Annotated in this window: 26 protein-coding genes; 11 read left to right on the plus strand and 15 right to left on the minus strand. The window is 35.5% G+C overall.

The genetic code is table 11. The features are described from left to right. Nucleotides 1-84: 84 nt before the first annotated feature. The 3 genes from G9Q29_RS13595 to meaB all read left to right on the plus strand — a co-directional run bounded on the left by G9Q29_RS13595 (nucleotide 85) and on the right by meaB (nucleotide 2,383). Entirely contained in the window at nucleotides 85-492 is a 408-nt protein-coding gene (locus tag G9Q29_RS13595) for an RrF2 family transcriptional regulator (RefSeq protein ID WP_166138486.1), read from the plus strand. A 55-nt stretch (nucleotides 493-547) separates the two neighbouring features. Continuing rightward, nucleotides 548-1,195 carry an NAD(P)-dependent oxidoreductase gene (locus G9Q29_RS13600; protein WP_166138489.1) on the plus strand — a complete coding sequence of 216 codons (648 nt, stop codon included), beginning with the start codon at nucleotides 548-550 and terminating at the stop codon, nucleotides 1,193-1,195. Nucleotides 1,196-1,291: 96 nt separating this feature from the next. Then, nucleotides 1,292-2,383 carry a methylmalonyl Co-A mutase-associated GTPase MeaB gene (gene meaB, locus G9Q29_RS13605; RefSeq protein ID WP_225872948.1) on the plus strand — a complete coding sequence of 364 codons (1,092 nt, stop codon included), beginning with the start codon at nucleotides 1,292-1,294 and terminating at the stop codon, nucleotides 2,381-2,383. A gap of 1 nt (nucleotide 2,384) precedes the next feature. Here meaB and G9Q29_RS13610 read toward each other — a convergent pair whose 3' ends face one another. From G9Q29_RS13610 to G9Q29_RS13620, 3 genes are read right to left on the minus strand one after another with little or no spacing between them, the layout of a single operon-like run. Then, on the minus strand, nucleotides 2,385-2,612 hold the full coding sequence (locus G9Q29_RS13610; RefSeq protein WP_166138494.1) for a hypothetical protein: 228 nt from the start codon (nucleotides 2,610-2,612) through the stop codon (nucleotides 2,385-2,387). A 44-nt stretch (nucleotides 2,613-2,656) separates the two neighbouring features. After that, entirely contained in the window at nucleotides 2,657-2,887 is a 231-nt protein-coding gene (locus G9Q29_RS13615) for a hypothetical protein (protein ID WP_086453598.1), read from the minus strand. A 28-nt stretch (nucleotides 2,888-2,915) separates the two neighbouring features. After that, nucleotides 2,916-4,298 (minus strand): MATE family efflux transporter, encoded by a 1,383-nt coding sequence (locus G9Q29_RS13620; protein ID WP_166138498.1) that lies wholly within the window; start codon nucleotides 4,296-4,298, stop codon nucleotides 2,916-2,918. Nucleotides 4,299-4,526: 228 nt separating this feature from the next. On the opposite strand from G9Q29_RS13620, the gene G9Q29_RS13625 reads away from it, so the two are divergent. Next, entirely contained in the window at nucleotides 4,527-5,111 is a 585-nt protein-coding gene (locus tag G9Q29_RS13625) for a hypothetical protein (RefSeq protein ID WP_166138504.1), read from the plus strand. Nucleotides 5,112-5,175: 64 nt separating this feature from the next. Here the strand turns inward: G9Q29_RS13625 and G9Q29_RS13630 are convergent, their stop codons facing one another. Continuing rightward, nucleotides 5,176-6,054: a PPK2 family polyphosphate kinase gene (locus tag G9Q29_RS13630; protein WP_166138507.1), complete on the minus strand. Its 879-nt coding sequence runs from the start codon at nucleotides 6,052-6,054 to the stop codon at nucleotides 5,176-5,178. Between the two features lie 167 nt (nucleotides 6,055-6,221). On the opposite strand from G9Q29_RS13630, the gene G9Q29_RS13635 reads away from it, so the two are divergent. Further along, nucleotides 6,222-7,061 carry a DUF6929 family protein gene (locus tag G9Q29_RS13635; protein WP_166138512.1) on the plus strand — a complete coding sequence of 280 codons (840 nt, stop codon included), beginning with the start codon at nucleotides 6,222-6,224 and terminating at the stop codon, nucleotides 7,059-7,061. A 136-nt stretch (nucleotides 7,062-7,197) separates the two neighbouring features. Further along, nucleotides 7,198-7,914, plus strand: coding sequence for a 3-ketoacyl-ACP reductase (locus tag G9Q29_RS13640; RefSeq protein WP_166138517.1), 717 nt, complete (start codon nucleotides 7,198-7,200; stop codon nucleotides 7,912-7,914). Nucleotides 7,915-8,213: 299 nt separating this feature from the next. On the opposite strand, the gene G9Q29_RS13645 is transcribed toward G9Q29_RS13640, so the two are convergent. Continuing rightward, nucleotides 8,214-9,089 carry a L,D-transpeptidase gene (locus G9Q29_RS13645; RefSeq protein WP_166138520.1) on the minus strand — a complete coding sequence of 292 codons (876 nt, stop codon included), beginning with the start codon at nucleotides 9,087-9,089 and terminating at the stop codon, nucleotides 8,214-8,216. 390 nt (nucleotides 9,090-9,479) lie between these two features. Beyond that, on the minus strand, nucleotides 9,480-10,808 hold the full coding sequence (mtaB, locus tag G9Q29_RS13650; protein ID WP_166138523.1) for a tRNA (N(6)-L-threonylcarbamoyladenosine(37)-C(2))-methylthiotransferase MtaB: 1,329 nt from the start codon (nucleotides 10,806-10,808) through the stop codon (nucleotides 9,480-9,482). Between the two features lie 362 nt (nucleotides 10,809-11,170). Here mtaB and G9Q29_RS13655 point away from each other — a divergent pair, with 362 nt between their 5' ends. From G9Q29_RS13655 to G9Q29_RS13675, 5 genes are all read left to right on the plus strand, one after another. Further along, the gene (locus G9Q29_RS13655) at nucleotides 11,171-12,007 is read left to right on the plus strand and encodes a hypothetical protein (protein ID WP_166138527.1); all 837 of its coding nucleotides are present in this window, start codon (nucleotides 11,171-11,173) and stop codon (nucleotides 12,005-12,007) included. Then, complete coding sequence (locus G9Q29_RS13660) at nucleotides 12,004-12,450, plus strand: hypothetical protein (RefSeq protein ID WP_166138530.1); 447 nt, start codon at nucleotides 12,004-12,006, stop codon at nucleotides 12,448-12,450. Before G9Q29_RS13655 ends, G9Q29_RS13660 begins: the two co-directional genes overlap by 4 nt. Nucleotides 12,451-12,623: 173 nt before the next feature. Next, nucleotides 12,624-13,163: a hypothetical protein gene (locus G9Q29_RS13665; protein WP_166138535.1), complete on the plus strand. Its 540-nt coding sequence runs from the start codon at nucleotides 12,624-12,626 to the stop codon at nucleotides 13,161-13,163. Between the two features lies 1 nt (nucleotide 13,164). Continuing rightward, nucleotides 13,165-13,998, plus strand: coding sequence for a hypothetical protein (locus tag G9Q29_RS13670; RefSeq protein ID WP_166138538.1), 834 nt, complete (start codon nucleotides 13,165-13,167; stop codon nucleotides 13,996-13,998). 215 nt (nucleotides 13,999-14,213) lie between these two features. Next, nucleotides 14,214-15,113 carry a hypothetical protein gene (locus tag G9Q29_RS13675; protein ID WP_166138541.1) on the plus strand — a complete coding sequence of 300 codons (900 nt, stop codon included), beginning with the start codon at nucleotides 14,214-14,216 and terminating at the stop codon, nucleotides 15,111-15,113. 248 nt (nucleotides 15,114-15,361) lie between these two features. On the opposite strand, the gene G9Q29_RS13680 is transcribed toward G9Q29_RS13675, so the two are convergent. From G9Q29_RS13680 to hisS, 9 genes are all read right to left on the minus strand, one after another. Then, nucleotides 15,362-16,159: a Cof-type HAD-IIB family hydrolase gene (locus G9Q29_RS13680; protein ID WP_166138544.1), complete on the minus strand. Its 798-nt coding sequence runs from the start codon at nucleotides 16,157-16,159 to the stop codon at nucleotides 15,362-15,364. Between the two features lie 19 nt (nucleotides 16,160-16,178). Next, the gene (locus tag G9Q29_RS13685; protein ID WP_166138547.1) at nucleotides 16,179-16,397 is read right to left on the minus strand and encodes a DUF2007 domain-containing protein; all 219 of its coding nucleotides are present in this window, start codon (nucleotides 16,395-16,397) and stop codon (nucleotides 16,179-16,181) included. A gap of 11 nt (nucleotides 16,398-16,408) precedes the next feature. Continuing rightward, nucleotides 16,409-17,086 (minus strand): DEAD/DEAH box helicase, encoded by a 678-nt coding sequence (locus G9Q29_RS13690; protein ID WP_166138551.1) that lies wholly within the window; start codon nucleotides 17,084-17,086, stop codon nucleotides 16,409-16,411. 86 nt (nucleotides 17,087-17,172) lie between these two features. Next, nucleotides 17,173-18,336, minus strand: coding sequence for a sigma-54-dependent transcriptional regulator (locus G9Q29_RS13695; protein ID WP_166138554.1), 1,164 nt, complete (start codon nucleotides 18,334-18,336; stop codon nucleotides 17,173-17,175). A gap of 176 nt (nucleotides 18,337-18,512) precedes the next feature. After that, nucleotides 18,513-19,829, minus strand: coding sequence for an ABC transporter permease (locus G9Q29_RS13700; RefSeq protein WP_166138558.1), 1,317 nt, complete (start codon nucleotides 19,827-19,829; stop codon nucleotides 18,513-18,515). 51 nt (nucleotides 19,830-19,880) lie between these two features. Further along, nucleotides 19,881-20,804 (minus strand): ABC transporter ATP-binding protein, encoded by a 924-nt coding sequence (locus G9Q29_RS13705; RefSeq protein WP_166138561.1) that lies wholly within the window; start codon nucleotides 20,802-20,804, stop codon nucleotides 19,881-19,883. 149 nt (nucleotides 20,805-20,953) lie between these two features. Then, the gene (gene dnaJ, locus G9Q29_RS13710; protein ID WP_166138564.1) at nucleotides 20,954-22,069 is read right to left on the minus strand and encodes a molecular chaperone DnaJ; all 1,116 of its coding nucleotides are present in this window, start codon (nucleotides 22,067-22,069) and stop codon (nucleotides 20,954-20,956) included. Between the two features lie 57 nt (nucleotides 22,070-22,126). Continuing rightward, nucleotides 22,127-22,705 (minus strand): nucleotide exchange factor GrpE, encoded by a 579-nt coding sequence (locus tag G9Q29_RS13715; protein WP_166138567.1) that lies wholly within the window; start codon nucleotides 22,703-22,705, stop codon nucleotides 22,127-22,129. Between the two features lie 403 nt (nucleotides 22,706-23,108). Then, a complete protein-coding gene (hisS, locus tag G9Q29_RS13720; protein WP_166138572.1) occupies nucleotides 23,109-24,485 on the minus strand; it encodes a histidine--tRNA ligase in 1,377 nt (458 codons plus the stop codon). Nucleotides 24,486-24,735: the final 250 nt, after the last annotated feature.

The raw sequence follows: 24,735 nt of genomic DNA on the forward strand, positions 1-24,735 counted from the left end.
AGGTAACTCGTAACTAAAAAAATAGTTTTTTAAAATTGGAAAAATAAAAAACTAACTTATATTTGCAATAAATTTTATTACAGTATGATTTCCGGTAAGTTTGCTATAACCATGCACATTCTCACATTACTGCATCAATTTCCTGAGGAATATTTGTCCTCAGAGTTTTTGGCGTCGAGCATGAATGTACATCCTGTTTTGGTTAGAAAAGAAATTGCAAACCTGAAGAAAAACAATATCGTTATAAGCAAAGAAGGTAAAAATGGCGGTACAAAATTATCTGTATCAGCAGCCTCTCTTACTTTAGAAACAATATTTAAAATGACTTTTGAAACCGTAAATTTGGGATATTCGAAAAATACCCCCAACCCTAAATGTCCTATCGGAAGAAAAATGAATGAAAAACTAAGCGATTTATATGATGAAATTAACACTAAGATCAGCTCTGAATTGAGCAACATAACACTCGAAAAATTTTCGAATCAATTTTAAACTTTTTTTTAACTTAAACTGTAACATTTTTTATTACTTATTAAATCTAAATATTATGAAAATTGCTATTATTGGAGCCACAGGATTTGTAGGCACCGCTATTTTAAACGAATTGACTGCTCGTAATCATGAAATTACCGCTATTGCAAGAAACCCAAAAGACGAAAATAAAGAGCACATAAAATGGGTTAAGGCTAATGCCAATGCAGAAAATGAATTGCTTGAAGCCATTTCAGGAAATGAGCTTGTGATTAACGCCTACAGCGCAGGATGGACCAATCCAAACTTTTATAACGATTTCCTTGCAGCCTCAAAAACCATTCAAGAAGCGGTAAAAAAATCAGATGCGAAACGATTCATCACTATTGGTGGCGGCGGTAGCTTATACGTTGCACCAAATGTTCAAGCGGTTGATACGCCTGATTTCCCTAAAGAATATTATACTGGCGCTACTGCTGCAAGGGATTATTTAAATTACATCAAAGAAGAAAAAGAATTAGATTGGACTTTTTTCAGTCCAGCGTTAGAGATGCATCAAGGCATTACCAGAGGAAGAACGGGCAAATACCGCTTGGGTTTAGAGAATCCTGTTTTTAATGAAGAGCAAAGAAGTATCCTTTCTGTAGAAGATCTTGCCGTTGTTATTGCCGACGAAGTAGAAGTTCCTAAACACCACCAAGTTCGTTTTACTGCAGCATATTAATCGCGAACTGCTTCATAAAAAACAGTTTCAAAAGGCAAAAGCGTATTTGAAACTGTTTTTGTTTTTAGTACTTTTACAGTTCAACGCCATATTATTTTGGAACAAAAAAACAAAAACTTAAGCGCACTTCACGAAAAACCTGGAATTGCACCTCCTGAAATGATAAGCACAAAATCAGTTGGAGCTATTCAGCGTTTTAGAAAAATTCAACCCACTTCGAAAGAACTGGTTGAAGGCATTCTGGCCGAAAATATTACGGCACTAAGCCGAGCTATTACTCTTGTAGAAAGTACCAGCGGTGCGCATTTGGCGAAAGCCAATGAAGTAATCACAGCCTGCTTGCCACACGCCAATAAATCGGTGCGAATTGGAATTACAGGCGTTCCTGGCGTGGGAAAAAGTACTTTTATTGAAGCTTTTGGAAAATACTTAACTGGTTTAGGGAAAAAAGTAGCCGTTCTGGCCGTTGATCCTAGTAGCACGATCTCACACGGAAGTATTTTGGGTGACAAAACCCGCATGGAAGAATTGGTGAAAGATGAGAATGCTTTCATTCGTCCATCAGCCTCAGGTGATACGTTGGGCGGTGTTGCCCGAAAAACTCGCGAAACCATAACGCTATGCGAGGCGGCCGGTTTTGATACGATTATTATTGAAACCGTTGGCGTTGGCCAAAGCGAGACGGCCGTTCATAGCATGGTTGATTTCTTTTTATTGCTCAAAATTTCTGGTGCTGGCGATGAATTACAAGGTATAAAGCGCGGAATTATGGAAATGGCTGATGCTATCGTCATTAACAAAGCAGATGGCGATAATGTTAAAAGAGCACATCTTGCCAAAGTAGAATTCAATAGAGCCTTGCATTTATTCCCTGCCAAAAAATCAGGATGGACACCAACAACAGCAGCTTGTAGCGCCATAACACGAGAAGGAATCAGCGAAGTTTGGACTACCATCGAAAAATTCTTAACCCTGACAAAAGGCAACAATTATTTCTTTGAAAAACGTAAAGAACAAAATCAATATTGGATGTTAGAAACAATTAATGAACAATTAAAATCGAATTTTTTCAGCAATCCCGCCATCCAACAATCATTGTCCGAAACTAAAAAAGCGGTGCAAAATGATGAAATTTCACCTTTTGCAGCCGCTCAAAAATTATTAGAAACGTATTTTAAGAAAGAATAGCTTATTTAACTTTAATTTCTTGATAGGTTTCATAGCCATATTGTATCATTTTTGCACCTAAAAATAAAGCCAAAAACTTTCCTATCACATATCCAACCATGTGACCGTACTTGTAGCCTTCGCCGTAGGTTTCAATAATTTTAATTTCAAAAGGAAAAAATTTCACCACTCCGCTGATAATAAACATAGTACCTAGGATAAACATGGCATACATAAAAACATTTTTCATAGTAATTGGGTTATTGGTTAATTGGACTTAATAGAAATATAAATTTACTCTTTTTCGTAGCGCTCCATTTCGCGATCGTAAAACTCATTGGCAAGAACGATTAATCCTTCCATTTCTGTATTCAATTCAGCTTCGTCTAAATCCTCAGCTTCTTCCATGAACTCGACCTCATCATCTTTCAAATTTATAATAAATCTCGGATAATCAAGGTGAATAATGAATATATCTTCGGGAAAATCAGTATTGTCGCCTAGTAAAAATTTTGGTAATTCCATGAATATTTTTATTTAATAATTGTTGTTTTTAATTCTTGTCTTGCTGCAAAATCAGCTTTTTGGTCAGTCTAGCAAAGCGAATATACAAAAATAATGAAGCAGCTGTTAGCCCAGCCAAAAGTCCGATCCAAATTCCAACCGCTTTTAACTCTGTATACTTTCCTAGATAATAGGAAATAGGAAAACCGATAACCCAATAGGCCACAAACGTAATATACATGGGTATTTTCACATCTTGCAAACCTCGCAAAGCACCTAGTACAACGACTTGTATTCCATCAGAAATTTGAAAGATAGCCGCTATTAAAAGGAGTTGTGCTGTAATTTTTATAATTTCCTCATTATCCACTAACTGAGAAACATCAGACATATTCAGGAATAAATGAGGTAAATAGTTGTGAAATACGACAAAAACTAATCCGAAAATAATTTCTAAAATAATAGCCAATAAAAATATCGAACGCGCCACCACCACAAGGTATTTATAATCGTTCGTGCCTTTGGTGTTCCCTACTCGAATCATCGCTGTAACGCTTAAACCCATGGCTACCATAAACGTTGATGAGGCCAGCGTTAGCGCGATTTGATTGGCAGCTTGACTATTTTTACCCAACGAACCTGATAACCAAATAGCGGCTGTAAACAAAGTTACTTCAAATAACATTTGCATCGCCGATGGCATTCCTAGATCGATTATTTTCTTTAAAATCGACTTTCGAATGTCTTTAAAGCTAAAGTTGGCAAAGTATTTTTTCAGTACTTGATTATTCTTCATTAGATAATGCATGAAAACGACCATCATAATTCTAGAAAGTACCGTTCCTAAAGCCGCGCCTAAAATACCGAGTTTAGGAAAAATCCAAACGCCATAAATAAGAACATAATTAAAGAACACGTGCACCACATTGGCCAATAAAATAGCATACATCGAGTATTTGGTGTGCGACAATCCATCGGCAAACTGTTTGTATCCTTGGTAAATAATTACTGGAATTAAGGAGAAAGCTACCCAATCAATATAAGGAGATGCCAAAGCAGCTACTTCTGCCGGTTGGTGCATTAAATACATCAACTCTTTTGATAAAACGGTTAATATAAATAAAGAAACACCTAAAATGGTACACAACAAAAGACCATGATGAAAAGTAGCTCGGATTTTATCTTCTTTTTGTTCTGCATCGGCCTCGGCAATTAGCGGCGTGATGGCAGTAGAAAAACCAATTCCTAACGACATGGCAATGAAAATAAAACTATTTCCTAAGGATACGGCTGCTAACTCCGTAGAGCCTAGTTTACCCACCATAAAATTATCGACAATTCCGATTAAGGTGTGCCCAAGCATTCCTAAAATTACTGGGTAAGCCAATTTAATATTATATGAAAACTCTTTAAAGTACTGAGATAAAATCACTTGTGTTTTTTTGAGTGCAAAGATAATTAGAAGCTTTCAATTTTCAGGTGACAGCTACCATTATAAGTAGCTATTGACACATAAAAACAAGGCTCCCTCAAATTCTGTAACAATGCTTTTAAATTCTATAACATGCTAAACGCACTGCCTGTCTATCTTTGTCCTGTAGATTTGTTGCAACAATCACCACATCTACATCATTAAAAAAATTAATAAAAAAATTACATTATGACAATCTCAAGAAAAGTAACAACAGGAATTTTAGCAGCTGCGGCATTTATATTTACAGCAACAACCCAAGCTCAAGAAACTAAAAATGCAGCTACAAATTACGATCAAGGTTTCCGTTTAGGAGTAGGACTAAATGCAGGTTACTCTACTAACGATCCTTACAAATTAGCACTTGGTGCCGATGTTAGAGGACAATATGATTTATCAAAAAGATACTCATTGACTTTAACTACTGGATACACTAATTTATTTCAAAGTAAAGCAGACGGATTTCCTGGACAAACAGAAGGAAAAGATTTAGGTTTAATTCCAGCAAAAGCAGGTTTTAAAGCTTTTATTTGGGATGATCAGTTTTATGTAATGGGTGAAGCAGGTGCTGCATTTGCAGTAAGTAATGTTGACAATACTAGAGACAAAACCTCTTTGTTATTATCACCAAGTATCGGATACGCAACAAAATATATTGATGTATCATTAAACTACACACACTACAACCATTTAGACCGCATCAACAACAACGGTACCGTAGGTAGAGGTGTTGGACAAGTTGGAGTACGTTTGGCTTACGGTTTCAAATTGTAAGACGCAATCATATTGAATTAGTTATAAAAAAAGGCACTGCTTGATCTCAGTGCCTTTTTTGCGTTTACTCTTTTTGAAGCATTTGTTTATAGGCTTCAAAATTAGCTTTGACTTTTTCATCTAATTCCGGCTCCTTGATATCGGTATATTTTTGCATTTCTTCCCAAATAATTTTGGCTACGATGTAACGAGCCATAGCTTTGTCATCAGCAGGAACGATAAACCAAGGGGCATTTTCAGTAGCTGTTTTGGTAATCGCTTCCTCGTAATAGTGCATGTAATCGTCCCAACATTCGCGCTCTTTCAAGTCTCCCGCCGAAAATTTCCAATGATGCTCCTCTTCCTCTAACCTACGCAGCAATCGCTTGCGTTGTTCTTCCTTACTCATGTGGAAATAAAACTTCAACACAATCGTGCCGTTTTGAGTCAGGTGATTTTCAAAATTTTTAATTTGATCCATCCTGTTTTCCCAAAATTCAGGCGTAATATCCGCCACCTCATTTATTCCGGGTAAATTCTCGTTCAAAATATATTCAGGATGCACTCTCGTCACCAAAACATTCTCATAATGCGTGCGGTTAAATACGGCAAACTTCCCTTTTTCGGGCAAGGCCAAATAATGCCTCCACAAATAATCATGTTCTAATTCAGTCGAATTGGGTGTTTTAAAACTATGCACCACTACTCCACGCGGATTAAACTCCTTAAAAACCTCCCGAATCAAACTATCCTTACCCGATGTATCCATTCCTTGCAAACAAATCAACACTCCATAACGATTGTGCGCATACATCACGTCCTGCAAAGCGCTCAACTTGGCCTGCACCGCATTCAGTTTTTCCTCTTTCTCGTCATCGCTAATTTTATACTGCAATTCCGTTGGGATAGCAGCCAAATCAATTGGTCCAACTGCTCTAAAATCATCTGGCTTTATGAACTTCATCGTATTTATTTTATCTTTACTTCTCAAATATAACAAATTATTAGGAGCTTTTTCCTGCTGTACGCTATATTCCCGATAAATAAAAACTACGGCAAAAAGCCTTGTTTTTCTAAATCGGGAGATACCGCTGCCATCAGGGCTAGGGCCTCACTGTAACATCACAAAACATGGAAAAATTCGCACTCGAAATTCTTTGCCAAATCATCGGAATCGGCTCAGCATCAGGACTCATTTATCAAGATCCTTCACTCTATGTGATTGGTGACAATAGCGGTTTCCTGTACCAATACGATCTACAATCCAAAGAATTACAACGCCATCCTTTGGTAGAAAACCCAACCGAAAACACTCCTAAAAAAGAAAAAGCCGACTTTGAAGCGATAACGCAGTATCAAGACAGCCTATATATTTTTGGCTCCGGCTCTACCGAAAAGCGAAATAAAATGGTGCAGCTTAACGGAAATACCAAACAAGTAATTGCCACAAATGACTTAACCGATTTGTATGCAGTCATGCAAAACTTTGGCGGGATCAATCCCGAAGATTTCAACATCGAAGGCGCTATTTTCGACGGAGAAAATTATTATTTATTAAATCGTGGCAATGGTAAATCTGGCAAAAACGTCTTGTTTACCGTGGCTGGCAAAAACCTCAGCAACGATTTTCAGATTCTGTCCAACAGCTACAAATTGCCCAAAATAAAGGGCGTTCGAACCAGTTTTACTGATGGTGTTTTGGTTGGTGATCAACTTTATTTTTTGGCCTCTGCCGAAGACACGCAATCAACATATGATGATGGCGCAGTTTTAGGTAGCTTAATTGGAAGCATCGACTTGAAAACCATGAAAATCAATTTTACACAAAAAATTAGCGATACCCATAAATTCGAAGGATTAACACTATTTGCAGATGATGCAGATAAAATTCAATTTTTACTTTGTGAAGATAATGACACCGAAGTTTTAGAAACCACGATTTATAAATTGAGAGTCAATAAAAAAAGATAGCTAGAATTTTTCACTTTTAATTCGCTCCATGCACGTTAAAATTTAATTAAAATAAAAAAGCAAATGCCGTTAGCCGATGGAAACGTGTTAATTTTGTACAACAAGTTTTCAAAAACTGACTTTAAAAAAACACCAAATGACTGATTTAAAAAATAAAACGGCACTGGTTACCGGCGCTGGAAAAGGAATAGGAAAAGCAATTGCATTGGCTTTAGCCAAAGAAGGCGTAAACGTAATTTTAGTAGCGCGCACTCAAGAAGAAATTGACAGTGTAGCTGCAAAAGTACGTTCTTTACGTGTAAAAGCCTTGGCTGTTACTGCTGATGTTGCTGATATCAACTCTGTAAACACTGCGGTAGAAAAAGCACTAAGCGAATTTGGCGCTATTGATATTTTAATCAATAACGCAGGTATCGCATCGTTTGGAAAATTCTTAGAATTAGAGCCAACCGATTGGGAACGGATTATTCAAGTGAATTTAATGGGACCGTATTACATGACAAGAGCCGTTGTTCCGAACATGATTGAAAGACAAACTGGAGATATTATCAACATATCGTCAACCGCTGGATTAGCTGGAAATGCAATGACGAGTGCTTACAGCGCTTCAAAATTTGCCTTGTTAGGACTAACCGATTCATTGATGCAAGAAATGCGCAAACACAACATTCGCGTTACCGCACTTACGCCAAGTACCGTGGCTACTGATATGGCTAAAGAACTAAAACTTACCGACGGAAATCCGGATAAAGTAATGCAAGCCGAAGATATGGCTGAGCTCGTAATAGCGCAACTCAAATTAAATCGTCGCGTGTTTGTTAAAAACAGTAGCCTTTGGTCTACTAATCCGTAAAAGGACTTAATAGATAACGTCAGTTCGAGTGTTTTTTGTGTAGTAAAGCGGAACAAACTTCTCGATACGCTACACTACTCGAAGTGACTTTTATCGAGAACCGTTTTTAATGAAATTTTTCTTGCTTTAGATATGTTATTCTTTCAAAAGCTTTGACGGAGAAAACTCGAACAGATGAAAAATCATAATTAAAAAGTAAGTTCAATCAACGAATTAGTAAAAAGAAAAAAAACTAAAAACCATTGAGAATCGCATTTTAATTGCATTCTCAATGGTTTTTTCAATTTTACAAGCTGTGGCTATTCATTATTTTGTTGCGTAGCTCTATTTTTCTGTTCTTTTAAAATGGTATTCAAGTGCGGTTTTGTTTCTCTTTCGATATCACTTTCACTGAGTTGTAAACCTTTGGCATCATCAACCAAAACATACCAAGGTTTGACTTTGCCAAACGGATATGCTCCAAAAACAATGACAGGAGTTCCTTTTACTTTTACGTTTTGATCATCTTGAAGTATCCATTCCTCTGCCCAACTGTAGAGTTTTTTAGCATCCGCTTCTTGAAGTCTCAAACAAGAATGCGAAGCAGGATAACCCGGCAAAGCATACTGATGAAAACCAACACCCAATTTGTTCTCGATATTAAAATTCCATTTTAAATCCCACTCGTCGTTAAAAGTACTGGTTGTTTCTTCAGCTTTCCAGTTGGTAAAAAACAATCCTGTTGGAGTTTTATCTTTTTCCCTTCCCATATTCGTTGGACCGGTATAAATTAGTTCGCCGTTTTCATAGGCAGCAAAAGTTTGTGTGGGATACGAAAAATAGATAATCTTTTCAACTTCCTTCAAAGCCAAAACCTTCAACGGAAAAGGCAAATAATAAACAATATCACCCGTAAAATCATTTGGAACTATAACCGAATCTAATTTTTTGAAATTCTCAGCGTCTGTTCTATTGATGGCATAAGCAAGCTGCAATTGAGTGCTATCGTTGCCAGATTTCTTTAGCCATTCTTTCGTGTTTTCAAAATTATAAGTGACTGTACCAGGTTTTTTTCGTTCTATTTTAGTTGTAATTTTTTCTGATTGATTTTTGTCTTTAGAACTTGCTGCGCTCTCTTTACAAGAAAACAAAACAGAACAAACTACGGCGCTAAGGATACATACAATTGGCTTCATAAGGTTAAATTTTAATTAATTTAAAAGTACCTCAATAAACTACCAAGTCTCTTACACAATTTGTATTAGTTATTATAGAATTAAACTTGATTAGAATACAATTAGGTAAAATTATTCGAAAGCGACAGTTCGACTTTTTCTGTGTATTAAAACGGAAAAAAAATGTCTTGAGAATCGTTTTTAATGAAATTTTTCTTGTTCTCGATACATTTTTCTACCGAAAAACACTCGAACTGACGAAAAATTATCATCAAAAACTATAAATAACCTTACGTTTTAGTACAAAAAACCATTAAGTGAGTTAAGTTAATTAAGCCTAAAACTTAATGAACTTAACTCACTTAATGGTTTATAAAAATGTTTTCCTTAAATGACTTATATGTTTAAAACCTAAACCAACACAGATACAAAATCCATGCGCACACTGCCATCCTCATCAATTCGAGTCAAGTTGATATCGTGTAGGGTATTCACCAATTCAGGATTCCAAGGCGTTTTTACTTTTACGTAATTCTCAGTAAATCCGTGAATGTAACCTTCTTTATTTTCACTTTCAAATAATACTTTTCGTTGCGTTCCCAATTGGCTTTCGTAAAAAGCACGACGTTTTTTCACAGATAATCCTCGTAACATTTTACTACGTTTCGCACGCACATTGGCCGGAACTACACCACTCATAGCAGCAGCTTCAGTATTATCACGCTCCGAATACGTAAAAACATGCAAGTACGAAATATCCAAATCATTCAAAAAATGATACGTCTCCAGAAAATGCTCGTCCGTTTCACCCGGAAAACCTACAATGACATCCACACCTATACACGCATGTGGCATCACCTCGCGAATCTTATTCACTCGCTCTGTATATATTTCGCGTAAGTAACGACGCTTCATTAATTTCAAAATATCATTACTCCCTGATTGCAACGGAATGTGAAAATGCGGTACAAAAGTCCTGCTTTTCGAGACAAATTCAATCGTTTCGTTTTTCAATAAATTCGGTTCAATAGATGAAATTCGCAAACGCTCAATACCTTCCACTTCATCCAAAGCCTGAACCAATTCCAGAAAAGTATGTTCGTGTTTTTTATTTCCAAATTCCCCTTTACCGTAATCGCCAATATTTACACCAGTAAGTACGATTTCTTTAATGCCTTGTTTCGAAATTTCGGCTGCATTTTTCAATACATTTTCTAACTCGTCACTTCTAGAAATTCCTCTCGCCAGCGGAATCGTGCAATAGGTACACTTATAATCACAACCATCCTGAACTTTCAAGAACGCTCGCGTTCTATCGCCTATAGAATAACTGCCTACATAAAAATCAGCTTCGGCAATCTCGCAGGAATGCACCTCGCCCATATCATTTTTAGACAAATCGTTGATATAATCGGCTAGTTTGAATTTTTCGGTAGCACCAAGCACCAAATCAACTCCATCCACAGCCGCCAATTCCTCCGGTTTAAGTTGCGCATAACAACCCACCGCGGCTACAAAAGCTTTGTCGTTAAGCTTCATGGCCTTACGCACCACTTGTTTGAATTGTTTATCGGCATTTTCAGTAACTGAACACGTATTAATCACATACATATCAGCCACTTCTTCAAAATCAACGCGATCAAAACCCTCGTCTTGAAGATTGCGCGCAATAGTTGATGTTTCTGAGAAATTGAGTTTACAGCCTAAAGTATAAAAGGCGACTTTTTTGCGTTTTTCCATAAGTAAGCGCTATCTAATGAAATCGTTGTCAAAAAAATAGCGTGCGCAAATTTACGAACAAATACGAGAAAACTGCACCGAATTGAATTTTTATTAAATAGGGCGTGCCCCTCCGTAAACTGCGGGTCGGGCTATGCGCTCTATCTTTATTTTTTTAAAGAAAAAAATAAAGGATGCCGCTGCTATCCCTCACGCGAACCATCATAACTGTCCTAATTTTAGAAAAATTGTAAGAAAAAATTAATATATTTGAAAATAAATAAAACTGACTTTTATTACACATAACTACCCAATATTGGGCTGATAAGTCTGATTTTGTAAGACGTATATACAAGTTGGGCACAATACACACAAAAAAACTAATGAAAGAATTAAAATTTTTAATGTGGAATCTTCGAAATAGAGGAAAAAAATACATAAATGCTTTCGATGAATTATATCGTGAACAAAAGCCAGATTTTTTATTATTAATTGAAAGCGATATCGAGGATAAACATATTGAAGAACTTTCCAAAGGTTTGTTGAAATCTGTAATGCTGAATAAAAAGAAAACAATTCGTCTCTATGTCAACCCAAAATATAATGTCCAATTAATTAACGAAGAAGAAGCTAAAGATGGAAGATATTCACAGATAAAAGAAAGATTAGTTTTTTTTAAATGTGATATTGATGGATTAAAAATATTACTTGTGGGCGTACACTTTCCAAGCAAATTTAATAATTCGCCTAATACACAATTTAACATTATGAAAAGATGGTTAGATTGGATTAAAGCCCAAGAAATGATTATTAAGACAGAAAATACAATAATTTGGGGTGATTTAAATCTTAATCCTTTTGACCTAGCTATATATCGAGATGGAGGATTAAATGCACATCCATCTGTAAAACATAAACCAAAAGTCAAACCGCTTTATTATAATCCAATGTGGAGTACCTTGGGTGATTTTATTTACAAAACAAATAAAGAAAAAGTTCCTGGAACTTTCTTTTATGATCTACCGATTGATAATCATGATGATTTTCATTGGAATTCAATTGACGGTGTTTTAATAAAAAAGGATTTTGCTGAACATTTTTCAAAAAAAGATCTTGAAATAATTGTTAAAACTAAATCACACCTTTTTTCTGATTTATATGGTATAGATTCTGTGAAATACTCCGACCATTTACCTTTAAAATTTAAATTATTAATATGAGTAAAATTAGAAATATTTGGAAAGAAGTTTCTTCAAATCAACCAGCAGAAAGTAGCGAAATAACTCCGCTAAAAATTTTAGAAGAACAAGCAAGTGCTATCAATGATGATGCTGAAAGAACTAACATTGTTGGAATGACAATGACATTTACAATTAGTCAGCAAGATACTATTAAAGAAACGAAACATATTTTATACCTATTCCCTAAAAATGGTAACGATTATAATTATAGATTCATAGAAATTAAGCAAAACATTGATAGTATATATCCAATTAAGGTATCAGCTTTTCAAAATGGAAATACTGATTTTGGAACTTGCAAGAATGAAGATGAGTTTTATGACACATTAAAAAGAATATTTACAGATACACGTAAAGAAATAGTTTTTGATCAATTAAAAAATATTGGAAATTCTATTGAAGAATGGAAAAAAGAAAGATGATAAGTACTGTGCCTAACAGCCACTACAACGGATTTGGGCATTAGGCTTAATGGAAAGATGGTTTTGTAGTTGGAATGATTTGGCAAATCCGAAAATAGGGCTTAATTTAATCCCAAACCCGCTGTAGTGCCGGAACGTTGTAGGCAATTTTAACGAAAAAATCGAAAAAAAATATGAATTATATCTACAGACTTCTACTTACATTTAATGCTACATCACTTATTTTAGTCATATTTCTGATAAAAGAAGAAGTTACTATAAACCATATTCATGAAAAACTTTTTGCTTTACCAAATTATGTTTCTTATTTAATTTATTTTTTAATTCCAGTACTATTAACTTACTTGAGTTTATTAATATCTAAATTTCTTGGGAATTCTAATATTGCTAAAGGTTCAATTGTAGAAGTGGAAAATGCGAATAATGCCTTTTTACCAAGTTATTTAGGTTATTTTTTCGTTGCTTTGAGTGTCAACAATTGTGAAACATTAATTTTTGTTTTTATAATTCTTTTTGTTTTTACATTTCTTTCACAAACACTATATTTCAATCCCCTATTTTTAATATTTGGTTATCATTTTTACAATATTTCAACTAATAATAAAGCTAAATTATTTATTATTACTAAAAATGAAATTAATAAAGTTGATGATATTGAATTCACAAAATTGAAACGTATAAACAATTTCACTTTCATTGACAAAAATAAATAATATGAATTATCTAATAGCAAAAAAGAAAAGAACAAACAATACTTACAATCTTGTTTTATCACAAGAAGATAGAATTTACGAAATTCCAAATGATTTAGTAAACATAAAACAATATGATACAAATTATAAATTAGAAGATGATGAATGGTTTGGAATAACAAATTTTAGTAATTCAAATTATTGTATTCCATTATTAAATCAAGATTTTAATAGTGCAGAATATCATCAAATTGTAACTAATCAATATAAAAACGTGAAATTTTTCTGTTCTTATCAAGATGAAGATGATTATTGTTTTCAGAAGTTTATGTATAGTAATATAATTTCAAAAAAATGGATTTCATTAAGTGGAGAACCCGAAATTAAAGTTAATGAACCCATATTGATTTTAAAATCTATTCCTGATGCATTATATAGAAAATCAACAAATACGCTTTATTTCAAAAACTTAAGCGATATCAAATCAATTTTCCCAGAAGTAATTGATTTATATAAAGAAGCAACAGACGAAGAAACAGAAACCTTTTTAAATAGTGAGTTTATAAATTTAAATGATGGATTTGATAAAACTAAAGTAAATACAGCAAATAGAAAGCGAATTTCAATGGCTATTGAAACTTTAGCAAAACTTGAAGATGAACACAAAATACAAATACACGATTATATTAAGGATTATTGTCCAGAATTACATTTCTCGGAAGAACATAAATCTTTTAACATTGCTTCCGAAGAACATCTGAAAAATTTAATTTTTGGGATTGAACAGCGTTTTTATACAACAATTGTCGGTAGCGAAAGAAGACTAGCAAATTCTGTATCTAAACTTGCTAATTAAAAAAACTGCCTACAACACACACTACAAGCAATTTGGGTAATAGGCTTAATGGAAAAATTGGTTTCTATTTGTAAGATTCAGCTAATCCGAAGAATGGGCTTAATTTAGTCCCAAACTGCTTGTTGCGCGGGAACGTTGGCTGCAATAAGAAAAAAAATCCGTCACTTATCAGATTTTTTTGTAACATTAACACATAATATTTTATAATAAATTTAATGCAAAATACTCCATCCTTAAAAGAAATTACAAGCCAACTTCAAAAAGTTTACCCTCAATTGAATTGGGTAAGTGAATCTGTGCAAATCAATGGTACCACATTCTATAATGTTTCCAATTTAAATCTATTGCGCAATGGCATTATCGAATTAGAAAAAATGGGATTATTTAAAAATCTTGTTGAAAGTTTAGTAGAGTCTGTAATCTTTACTACTGGTAATGATTCATTGAGAATTCAGTCAATTGAAAACAATGGAATTTCGAACAATATTAAATTATTGAAAACTTTAATCGAAAATTTCTTAGATGTTTTACATCAAACTGTCCCAGAAGAAAGTTTACAATCTATAAATATTAAAATGCCCCCAGTAAATGACTTTGATGATCTCTCAAAGGTTTCAAGAGAAATACATTTAGCCATAACACAAGTAGTCTATCTTCCTGAAATTGGTGGTCAAACCAAAATTGAAAGTGTTGAAAATGGTTCAATTTGGTTTAATGTCTTAGTTGGTAGTGCTGCTGTTAGTGTTATAGCAAGTATGGTATGGTCTGCAGCAGTTATATTTAAAAAAATAATGGAAGGCAAATTACTAGCTGAACAAATTAGAGGTTTAAAAGTTAAGAACGAGAGTTTGGAAGATATTTTAAAAGCGCAAAAAGCAGAAACTGAGATGATGCTGCAAGCTGAAGCGAAATTTGTTTATTCTGAACATTTCAAAAATGACACTCCCGAAAATATCGAAAAGATTAAAAACTCGATTTCTACTTTTGCTGACTTAATATCTAAGGGCGCTGAAATAAAACCTGCATTAATGGCTCCAGAAGAAGTTTCCAATTTGTTTCCCGACGCAACAAAATTAATCTCACTTGAGTCTAGAATTAAAAAACTTGCTAATTAACAACTCGAACTGGCCCACCGCTGCCGCACGAATCCTTTCGTGTGGTAATTTGCTGCAAATACTAATTTTTTATATTCAAAACAAAAATAAAGAATCGCACTACCGGCGCTTATGAAGATTCCTCCATCGTCGGAATGACAAATAAACACGTACAGTTTTCTAAAAATAAAAACCATTAAAAAATCAAGTTTAAGAACAAATCTTATATCACTTAATTTCTTAATGGTTTCAAAAAGTGGTGTAATAGCTTATACCAAAATATATTTTTGAATCACTTCGGCTACACCGTGATTGTTATTCGAAGCCACAATAGCGTCACCTTTAGAACGTAATTCAGGATCAACGTTATCAACCCACACGCCTAAGCCGGCATATTCAATCATGGTTAAATCGTTGCCAGCATTGCCAACCGCGATAATTTCGCTTTGATGAATGCCTAATTTTTCAGCCAAAATTTTAATACTTGCCGCTTTGTCAATTCCGTTTTGGGCTACTTCCAGAAAAAAAGGTTTCGACATACTCACACTCAAATGTGGCATGGCTGCCTTTAAATCTTGCTCCACTTCTTTCAAATAAGAAGGCTCCTCGAGCAAAATACATTTCACCGCCGATGATTGCACTGCATCTGTAAAACGAGCCACTTTATTATGAGCTAAACCGGTAATGTTTTTTTCAACTTCAATGTATTCCGAGTAGGTTTCACTTATAATTTCACCATTCAAGTAAGTGATAATATGCGTTTTGCTTTTTAAGCTGTAGGCATACAATTCATGAATTTGTTCTTGACTTAGCGTTTGTTCAAAAATTACGGTATCGGTTTTTAAATCGGTAATAACAGCGCCGTTGTACGAAATCATGTAAGAGTCCTGCAACTGCAATTCTTCAGCAAACTGCACCATTGCAGGAGTAGGTCTGCCTGAAGCCAAAATAATATGAACTCCTAACGCTTTTGCTTTTTCAAGCATTAATTTGTTTTCGATTGAAATCGTATGCGCATCCGTAAGCAACGTATCATCTAGGTCTAAAACCAGCATTTTATATTTCATCCTGCCTTTTTTCAATGATTTAAATACTCATTCGGAATTCCTCTATAACCGGATTTACCTTTGCAAATTCTGTTTCTTGTACAAACAATTCGACTGCTTGTCCCGTAGTGCCAAAACCCGCCAAACGTGCCGATTGAATATTATTTTTTAGCAAAGTCTCTACGCCAATTGCTTCAATTTTTTCTTTAAGTGCCAATGCTAAAATTTCACTTCCTGAAAACACTTTCATTAATCCCATCCTATTCGTATTTATTTATTATCGTCATTATTTTCTTCCTCATTGTCTTCAAATTCTTCATCCTCTTCATCTTCATCTTCATAAAAATCAAATTCAAAAGGCTCAATCAACATTCTTTCAGCCATGATTTCAATTCGTTCTGTAAACTGCTCAGTGAAAATAATACGTTGGGTTTTATCGATGCTGTTCGAAATGCGCATGATTTTAGTTTCGTGACGCAATTTCAAAATCGGGTCGGCATCGTCTAGAATAAACATTTTTAATCGGTTCACGTTGTAACCTGCCGATGAAAACATTTCACTCAATTTATTTGGTGTACCAATCAAGACATCAATGCCAGTCGAAATGTAATTCTTATCGTAATCCATGTCGCCTTTGTCATGCACTCCATAAATTTCCAATTCAGTGTATTTAGCCAATTTTTCAAATTGCGCTACCATCTCGACCACTTTTTCTTTATCAGAAACAATGATTAAAGCACGCGGCGACTCCTCAACTGAACCCACCAAACGCTGGATAACATTGATGACAATGGTAGTCGATTTTCCGCTGCCAGCAGGTGCAACTATAATAGCGTCGGCTCCACTTTTTAAGGTTCCAAAGGTTTCTTTCTGAATATCATTTGCCTCTAAAAACCCATTGTCGATTAAGTTTTGCTGCAGCGTCTCGTTTATTTTTTTTAATTTCATTCTTTTTATATTGAAAGGTTCAAATGTCAAAAAATCAAATGATTAGCACACTAATTTTTAAATGATTTAACCTCTAAATTATTTAATTATTTTGATGCAAATAGTTTGACATCATTTTCAGAAATTTCGCTTCCGCCAAGGATAATCAATCGCTCCACTACATTGCGCAATTCTCTGATGTTTCCAGTCCAATCGTATTCTTGCAAAAGCGTGATAGCAGCTGCCGAAAATTTCTTAACCGCGTTTCCTTGTTCTGATGCAATTTTTTCTGCAAAATGAGCAATCAACATCGGGATATCATCACGACGGTCGTTAAGAGCTGGTACTTTGATCAAAATGACTGCCAAACGATGGTACAAATCCTCACGGAATCGGCCTTCAGCGATTTCTGTTTTTAGATCTTTGTTGGTAGCGGCAACCACGCGAACATCTACCTTGATATCCTTGTCGGCACCCACGCGTGTAATCATGTTTTCTTGTAAGGCACGCAATACTTTGGCTTGCGCCGAAAGACTCATATCCCCAATTTCATCTAGAAAAATGGTTCCTTTATCTGCCGCTTCAAATTTTCCTGCACGGTCTTTTACGGCAGAAGTAAATGCGCCTTTAACATGACCAAACAATTCGCTTTCGATTAACTCACTTGGTATTGCAGCACAATTCACTTCGATTAAAGGAAAGTTTGCACGTTCACTTTTTTCGTGTAATTGATGTGCAACTAATTCTTTTCCGGTACCATTTGGTCCGGTAATCAAAACTCTAGCTTCGGTTTGCGCTACCTTATCAATCATCAATTTGATGTGATTGATGGCTTCGCTTTCGCCAATCATTTCGTAGTTTTTGCTTACTTTCTTTTTAAGAATTTTATTTTCAACTACGAGTTGTTTTTTGTCTAAAGCATTGCGAACAGTATTAAGCAATCTGTTCAAATCAGGTGGTTTTGAAATGTAATCAAAAGCGCCCAAACGCATCGTATTGATGGCTGTTTCCATATCGCCATGACCAGAAATCATGACCATCGGGATTTCAGGTTTTATTTTTTTTACGGCTTCTAATACTTCAACACCGTCCATTTTTGGCATTTTAATATCGCACAAAACAAGATCATAGTCGTTGTTTTTTATTTTTTCGAAACCTACAATTCCATCTTCAGCCTCATCGACTTGATAGGAATCGTTTTCTTCTGAAAGAATTTTAGACAGCACTCTGCGTATTGCTGCTTCGTCTTCGATAATCAATATTTTTGACATAATTCTAATTTTTTTAGCCCAATGGGCTTGGTATTGTAAATGGCTGGCGTGCACTAGTTGTCTTTAAAAACGTACTCCCTAGCCCCGATAGCAGCGGCATCCAGTTGTGGTAGCGATAGCGAACACAAGTGATACAGCGAATAGCGGGAAACAGCTCCTAAAAAAAACAGTTTAGCTTAATATTTTAGCCAACGGTACATTTCTTTCCACGTTGGTTTTTTGCCATACATTAATATTCCGATTCGGTAAATTTTGGCGGCAAACCAAACCACTGCAAAAAACGAGCCTAAAAGCAGCGTTATCGAAATTGTAATTTGCCACAAAGGTACGCCAAATGGGATGCGCATAAGCATTACAATAGGCGAAGTAAGCGGAATCATAGAAAATACTACTGCTACGGTGCCGTGCGGATCATTAATTACGGTAAAAAAGCCTACATAAACACTAAGCATGAGCGGCATGATGATGGGCAATAAAAACTGTTGCGAGTCGGTTTGATTATCGACTGCAGCGCCAATAGCCGCATAAAAAGAGCTGTACAAAAAGTAACCACCAATGAAATAAATAATAAACCCGATGAGAATACTAGCAATAGGCAAGTTCCAAAGTTCCTTGATGTACAATTGTGCCGTGCTGCTCATTTCGTGCTGCGCAGCCTGCATCATCTCTGGCGAAACGCTGGCGGCTGGACCTACATTGACACCAAAAAAGGTAGATATTGCAAAAAATAGCAGCAAACCAAGTACGGCCCAAATACAAAATTGTAGTAAACCGGCAAGTGCGGTACCGATGATTTTGCCCATCATGAGCTGAAATGGCTTCACGGAGGAAATAATGATTTCGACAATACGGCTAGTTTTTTCTTCGATTACGCTGCGCATGACCATGTTGCCGTAAATGATAATAAACATCATAATAAGGTAACCAAAAGCGCCACCAATTCCGATTTTGATTTCATTAATTCCTTTGACACTTTCTTCGCCAGAAGCTTTAGTTAAATTGACATTGACCTTTGCTTGCGCTTTGTTGATGGCCAAAGTATCTAAGTTTGCTCTTACCAAATTACTCTTGGTGAGACTTGTAGCAATAACGTCTTGTATGTTTTTGACAAAGGTTAAACTTGGACTTTCGTTAGAAATGTATTGAATTTTGGTTTCAAAATCTTTTGGATTGTTTGTTGCAGGAACGTACAAAATTCCCTCGAGACTTTCCTTAGAAAGACTGTCTTTAAGAAATTGCAAATCAATAGCCGATAAATCTTGGTATTTATAGGTTTCGCTTTTGGCATTGCGTGCTACAAACTCTTTTGCAAAATTGCCTTGCACATCGTGAATAGCAACGCGTTTGGTATCGGGTTTCATAGTGCTCAGATAGCCTACAAAAACCGCAATTCCTACAAACAGTAACGGACTTAAGAAAGTCATTACGATAAAGGATTTATTGCGGACTTTAGCAATAAATTCTCTTTTGATGATTAATGATATAATGCTCATTTAAAAATTTTGATTTCGGATTTAAAAACCAGAACCATTTTGAGAGGTTCTTTACTTTTGGCTTACGGTTTGAATAAAAATATCGTTTACAGACGGGATTTTTTCAACAAAATGCGTCACTTGCCCACGTTGTGTGAGTAAGTGCAACAACTCATTTGGTGCCGACTTTCCTATTTGAATCTCTAATTTTAGTTCTTGATTTAAAGATTTAAAATGAGCGGGACTTACAGTAAATTGTTTTGTAATATCATACATGAGGCCTTCAACATTGTCTGTTAAAATACCTACTTCAAAACTATTGGTTTTAAATTGTCGTTTGACATCATCTAGTTTTCCTTCGATCAACTTATTGGATTTGTGAATAAGCGCGATATGATCGCATAATTCTTCGACACTTTCCATACGATGCGTAGAAAAAATGATGGTAGCACCTTGATCGCGAAGTGCTAAAATTTCGTCTTTGATAATATTCGCATTCACTGGATCAAAACCAGAAAATGGTTCGTCAAAAATTAAAAGTTTTGGTTTGTGCAAAACGCAAACAACGAACTGAATTTTTTGGGCCATACCCTTAGACAGTTCTTGAATTTTTTTGTTCCACCAGCCTTGAATTCCTAGGCGATCAAACCAGTATTCCAATTGTTTTTTAGCTTCAGCTTTAGACAATCCTTTCATTTGAGCTAAATACAAACACTGCTCTCCTACTTTCATGGTATGGTACAAACCGCGCTCCTCAGGCAAATAACCAATATATTGTACGTGTTTGGGTTGCAAAGGTTCGCCATCTAAAAAAACTTGACCTTGATCAGGTAAAGTAATTTGATTAATGATTCGGATTAAAGAAGTTTTACCAGCACCATTAGGACCAAGAAGACCATAAATACTTCCTTTTGGCACGGCTAAAGAAACGGAATTGAGTGCAACATAATCGCCATATTGCTTGACAATAGAATTGACTTCAAGTAAATTATTCATACGTTGTATTTAATTGCTGTAAATGTAAAAAAATTAGTCCTGATATGTAGCGGAACGGGTGCATAAAAAAACCCATCCGTGCTAAATAACAGGATGGGTTTGTTGGCATTTATCAAAATACAATCAATCCAACTTAGATTGGGTTTGTGTTATGAAAACATATCTTTTACCTTTTCAAAAAAGGACTTGTCTGACTTTTCTGGATTAGGGTGAAAGTTGTCATCGTTCATGTTTTTTTCAAAAAACTGTCTTTGTTCTTTGTTTAATGTTTTTGGTGTCCAAACATTTACATGAACTAGCAAATCTCCGTTTCCGTATCCGTTGATACTTGGAATTCCTTTTCCTTTTAAACGTAAAATTTTACCTGATTGAATGCCTTCTTCTAACTTGATACGTACTTTTCCGTTGATGGCTTCGATATCTTTAGAGATTCCCAAAACCGCTTCAGCAAAACTAATGTACAAATCAAAGTGCAAATTCTCACCTTCACGTTTCAAGAAGTCGTGCTCTAACTCTTCGATTGCTACGATCAAATCACCTGGTACGCTGTTTCCTGGAGCATCGTTTCCTTTGTTTGAAACTTTTAACTGCATTCCGTCAACAACACCGGCTGGTATTTTAATTGAAACCGTTTCATCTTCAAGAACCATTCCTTGTGAATCTGCGTCGGCTGGTTTTTTGTCTAAAATTTGACCTGAACCATTACAAGTTGGGCAAGTAGAAGCAGATTGCATACGGCCTAAAATGGTGTTTGTTACACGCATTACTTGACCTTGTCCGTTACAGGTATTACAAGTTTTATAAGTAACGCCAGCAGCTTGTACTTTACGTTTTACTTTTACTTTTTTCTCAACACCATTAGCAATTTCTTCCAAAGTCAATTTTACTTTGATACGAAGATTACTTCCTTTAGTACGACGATTTCCGCCGCCACCTCCGCCACCGAAGCCGCCAAAACCACCGCCAAAAATATCTCCAAATTGACTAAAGATATCATCCATATTCATACCGCCGTGACCGCCGCCGCCAAAACCGCCAGAACCATCAAAAGCCTGGTGCCCGTACTGATCGTACTTGGCTTTTTTCTGAGGATCACTTAATACTTCGTAGGCCTCAGCAGCTAATTTGAATTTTTCTTCTGCTTCTTTGTCTCCAGGATTTTTGTCAGGATGATATTGCAACGCACTTTTTCGGTATGCTTTTTTAATTGCATTCGCGTCCGCGTTTTTTGAAATGCCTAATATTTCGTAAAAATCTTTTTTCATCTTTATTTTTTCTTGTGCCTGTTCAGCTTACATTAATTTGCTAGTGATTATAGCGCCTTACTGACCAATAACCACTTTAGGAAAACGAATGATTTTGTCACCCAATTTGTATCCTTTTTCAAGAACATCAACAATTTTTCCTTTCATACTATCTGATGGAGCTGGAATTTGAGTGATTGCTTCAGCAAAATCAGCATTGAAAGCATCACCTGCATTTACATCAACTTGCTCTAATCCTTTAGCAACTAATGTGTTTTTTAGTTTTTCGTGAATCAACTCTACACCTTTTGTCAACAATTCATCTTCAGACTTGTTAATTTCGATAATTGCTCTGTCAAAATCATCAAGAACAGGAAGTAAAGCCAATAAAACTTCTTGATTTGCTGTCTTAAACAAATCGATACGCTCTTTAGCTGTTCTTCTTTTATAGTTTTCAAACTCAGCAAAAAGACGTAAATACTTGTCTTTTTCCTTTGCTAAATCCTGAGATAATTGCTCCTCTACACTTAATTCCTCAACAACAGTTTGCTCTTCACTAGTGGTATTCTCTACTGTAGTGCCCTCTAATTCTTGATCGATTTCTGTATTTTCAGTAGTCATAGTATTCTTATTTTTAAAAATATTCTTAAAATTCATTTTAATTTCATTTGGATTGCAAAAGTACTGCCAATTCTTTTAAAATGTCAAATTGTCACTCTTTATATTTTATAGTTGTCAAAGTTTTGATTGTAATACAGCAGAACAATTCGTTAAGGTGTCAACATGGCCTTACTGAATAAGCACAAAAGAGTTCTTTTTCAATAAGATAGCCTGCTTTAAAAAGTGAGGAAATCGAATTTTGGATTACACTATTTGATAATAAAAGAAAAAAATTAGGATTATTTTATGATTAAATCAATTCTATTTTTATAGTTTTGTGATTGATGGTAGTGCAAATAGAAAATTTGAGATACCACGAGAATACCAAGTAATTATTAATTCACCATTACATTATAGAAAAAAGCTTCGTTTGAGACAAACGAAGCTTTTTTTTATGATATTATTTTACTTGAAGCACCTTCAACAAATCGTCAAAAGTGAGGTTTTGCTGCTCTCCAGATGCTAAGTTTTTAAGAGCGTAAGTTCCAGCTTCCATTTCAGTTTCACCTACCAAAACAGCGAATGGAATTCCGCGCTTGTCCGCGTGCTGAAATTGTTTGGCTAGTTTTGCAGCATCAGGATACAACTCAACGCGCACGCCAGCTTGGCGTAATTTGCCAATGGCTTGCATGGCGTACAAGGCTTCTTTGTGACCGTAATTCAAAAATAAAGCTGCCGAAGTTGCCGTAACTGTTTGTGGAAACAAGCCTAGCTCTTCGATTACTAAATAAATACGGTCCAAGCCAAATGAAATTCCAACGCCACTCATGTTTTTAAGTCCAAAAATACCCGTCAAGTCATCATAACGGCCACCGCCACCAATAGAACCCATTGCTACGGTTTTAGGAGCTGCTACTTCAAAAATAGCTCCGGTGTAATAATTTAAACCTCGTGCTAGGGTTACATCAAGATCTAAAGTTGCTGCTGATAAACCTAAATTTGCCACATTGTCACAAATAAAACGCAACTCCTCTACTCCTTTCATACCTTCGGCAGAATCTGCTAAAAGAGAAGAAAGTTGTTGAATTTTCTCAGCAAAAGTTCCCGAAAACTGAAACAGCGGCTGCACTTTTGCAATAGCATCGGCTGTAATGCCTTTTTCGGTCATTTCTTTTTTAACGCCGTCTTCGCCAATTTTATCCAGCTTATCAAGTGCTACGGTAAAATCAATTAATTTATCCGAGGCACCTATTACCTCAGCGATTCCTGAAAGTATTTTTCGATTGTTAATTTTAATAGTCACGCCTTGCAATCCGAGCGCCGCAAAAACACTGTCATACAATTGCACCAACTCTACTTCTTGCCAAAGCGATTGCGAACCTACCACATCAGCATCACACTGAAAAAACTCTCTGAATCTGCCTTTTTGCGGACGATCAGCGCGCCAAACAGGCTGCACTTGGTAACGCTTGAAAGGAAATTCGATTTCGTTTTGGTGTTGTACTACATAACGTGCAAAGGGCACTGTTAAGTCGTAACGCAAGGCTTTTTCAGAGATACTTGCTGTTAACTTCGTACTGTCTTTCGCCTCTAAATGCGTAGCATTGGCTTTAGCCAAATAATCACCTGAATTTAAAATTTTAAAAATCAAACGATCTCCTTCTTCGCCGTACTTACCCATGAGGGTTTCAGAGTTTTCAAAAGAAGGCGTTTCGATAGGTTGGAAACCAAATTTCTCGAAATTGGTTTTTATAATTTGAATGATATAATTGCGTTTTGCCACCTCAGCAGGTGAAAAATCTCTCGTTCCTTTTGGAATACTTGGTTTTGATGCCATGGTTTTATGATTGCTTTTTACAATACCTTTTTAGATCAAAAGCGCGATGGCTAAAATTTTGATCCATAAAAGATGAATTAAGGTGCAAATATCATATTTTTAAAATTATTCTCTTTAGAAAAAACGTCATTTTATTGCAATACGCCTAGCCCCGATTGAAGTGAACAGGCGCAGCGAAACAAATGCTATTGTTTTGTTGCAGCCAAGAGCGACCAACGGAAGCTCCTTGGGTGAAATAAAAACAAAGAAT

This window comes from Flavobacterium turcicum (assembly GCF_011365745.1).
Classification (GTDB): domain Bacteria; phylum Bacteroidota; class Bacteroidia; order Flavobacteriales; family Flavobacteriaceae; genus Flavobacterium; species Flavobacterium turcicum.

Excerpts from the sequence above, each read along its gene's own strand:
- G9Q29_RS13640 (WP_166138517.1), top strand. The coding sequence starts at position 7,198 with ATGACTGATTTAAAAAATAAAACGGCACTGGTTACCGGCGCTGGAAAA.
- G9Q29_RS13610 (WP_166138494.1), bottom strand. The coding sequence starts at position 2,612 with ATGAAAAATGTTTTTATGTATGCCATGTTTATCCTAGGTACTATGTTT.
- G9Q29_RS13690 (WP_166138551.1), bottom strand. The coding sequence starts at position 17,086 with ATGAAATTAAAAAAAATAAACGAGACGCTGCAGCAAAACTTAATCGAC.
- G9Q29_RS13685 (WP_166138547.1), bottom strand. The coding sequence starts at position 16,397 with ATGGGATTAATGAAAGTGTTTTCAGGAAGTGAAATTTTAGCATTGGCA.
- G9Q29_RS13675 (WP_166138541.1), top strand. The coding sequence starts at position 14,214 with ATGCAAAATACTCCATCCTTAAAAGAAATTACAAGCCAACTTCAAAAA.
- G9Q29_RS13600 (WP_166138489.1), top strand. The coding sequence starts at position 548 with ATGAAAATTGCTATTATTGGAGCCACAGGATTTGTAGGCACCGCTATT.
- G9Q29_RS13660 (WP_166138530.1), top strand. The coding sequence starts at position 12,004 with ATGAGTAAAATTAGAAATATTTGGAAAGAAGTTTCTTCAAATCAACCA.
- G9Q29_RS13615 (WP_086453598.1), bottom strand. The coding sequence starts at position 2,887 with ATGGAATTACCAAAATTTTTACTAGGCGACAATACTGATTTTCCCGAA.
- mtaB (WP_166138523.1), bottom strand. The coding sequence starts at position 10,808 with ATGGAAAAACGCAAAAAAGTCGCCTTTTATACTTTAGGCTGTAAACTC.
- G9Q29_RS13635 (WP_166138512.1), top strand. The coding sequence starts at position 6,222 with ATGGAAAAATTCGCACTCGAAATTCTTTGCCAAATCATCGGAATCGGC.
- G9Q29_RS13665 (WP_166138535.1), top strand. The coding sequence starts at position 12,624 with ATGAATTATATCTACAGACTTCTACTTACATTTAATGCTACATCACTT.
- G9Q29_RS13705 (WP_166138561.1), bottom strand. The coding sequence starts at position 20,804 with ATGAATAATTTACTTGAAGTCAATTCTATTGTCAAGCAATATGGCGAT.
- G9Q29_RS13680 (WP_166138544.1), bottom strand. The coding sequence starts at position 16,159 with ATGAAATATAAAATGCTGGTTTTAGACCTAGATGATACGTTGCTTACG.
- dnaJ (WP_166138564.1), bottom strand. The coding sequence starts at position 22,069 with ATGAAAAAAGATTTTTACGAAATATTAGGCATTTCAAAAAACGCGGAC.
- G9Q29_RS13695 (WP_166138554.1), bottom strand. The coding sequence starts at position 18,336 with ATGTCAAAAATATTGATTATCGAAGACGAAGCAGCAATACGCAGAGTG.
- G9Q29_RS13655 (WP_166138527.1), top strand. The coding sequence starts at position 11,171 with ATGAAAGAATTAAAATTTTTAATGTGGAATCTTCGAAATAGAGGAAAA.
- G9Q29_RS13670 (WP_166138538.1), top strand. The coding sequence starts at position 13,165 with ATGAATTATCTAATAGCAAAAAAGAAAAGAACAAACAATACTTACAAT.
- G9Q29_RS13625 (WP_166138504.1), top strand. The coding sequence starts at position 4,527 with ATGACAATCTCAAGAAAAGTAACAACAGGAATTTTAGCAGCTGCGGCA.
- G9Q29_RS13630 (WP_166138507.1), bottom strand. The coding sequence starts at position 6,054 with ATGAAGTTCATAAAGCCAGATGATTTTAGAGCAGTTGGACCAATTGAT.
- G9Q29_RS13595 (WP_166138486.1), top strand. The coding sequence starts at position 85 with ATGATTTCCGGTAAGTTTGCTATAACCATGCACATTCTCACATTACTG.
- G9Q29_RS13645 (WP_166138520.1), bottom strand. The coding sequence starts at position 9,089 with ATGAAGCCAATTGTATGTATCCTTAGCGCCGTAGTTTGTTCTGTTTTG.
- G9Q29_RS13700 (WP_166138558.1), bottom strand. The coding sequence starts at position 19,829 with ATGAGCATTATATCATTAATCATCAAAAGAGAATTTATTGCTAAAGTC.
- hisS (WP_166138572.1), bottom strand. The coding sequence starts at position 24,485 with ATGGCATCAAAACCAAGTATTCCAAAAGGAACGAGAGATTTTTCACCT.
- G9Q29_RS13715 (WP_166138567.1), bottom strand. The coding sequence starts at position 22,705 with ATGAATTTTAAGAATATTTTTAAAAATAAGAATACTATGACTACTGAA.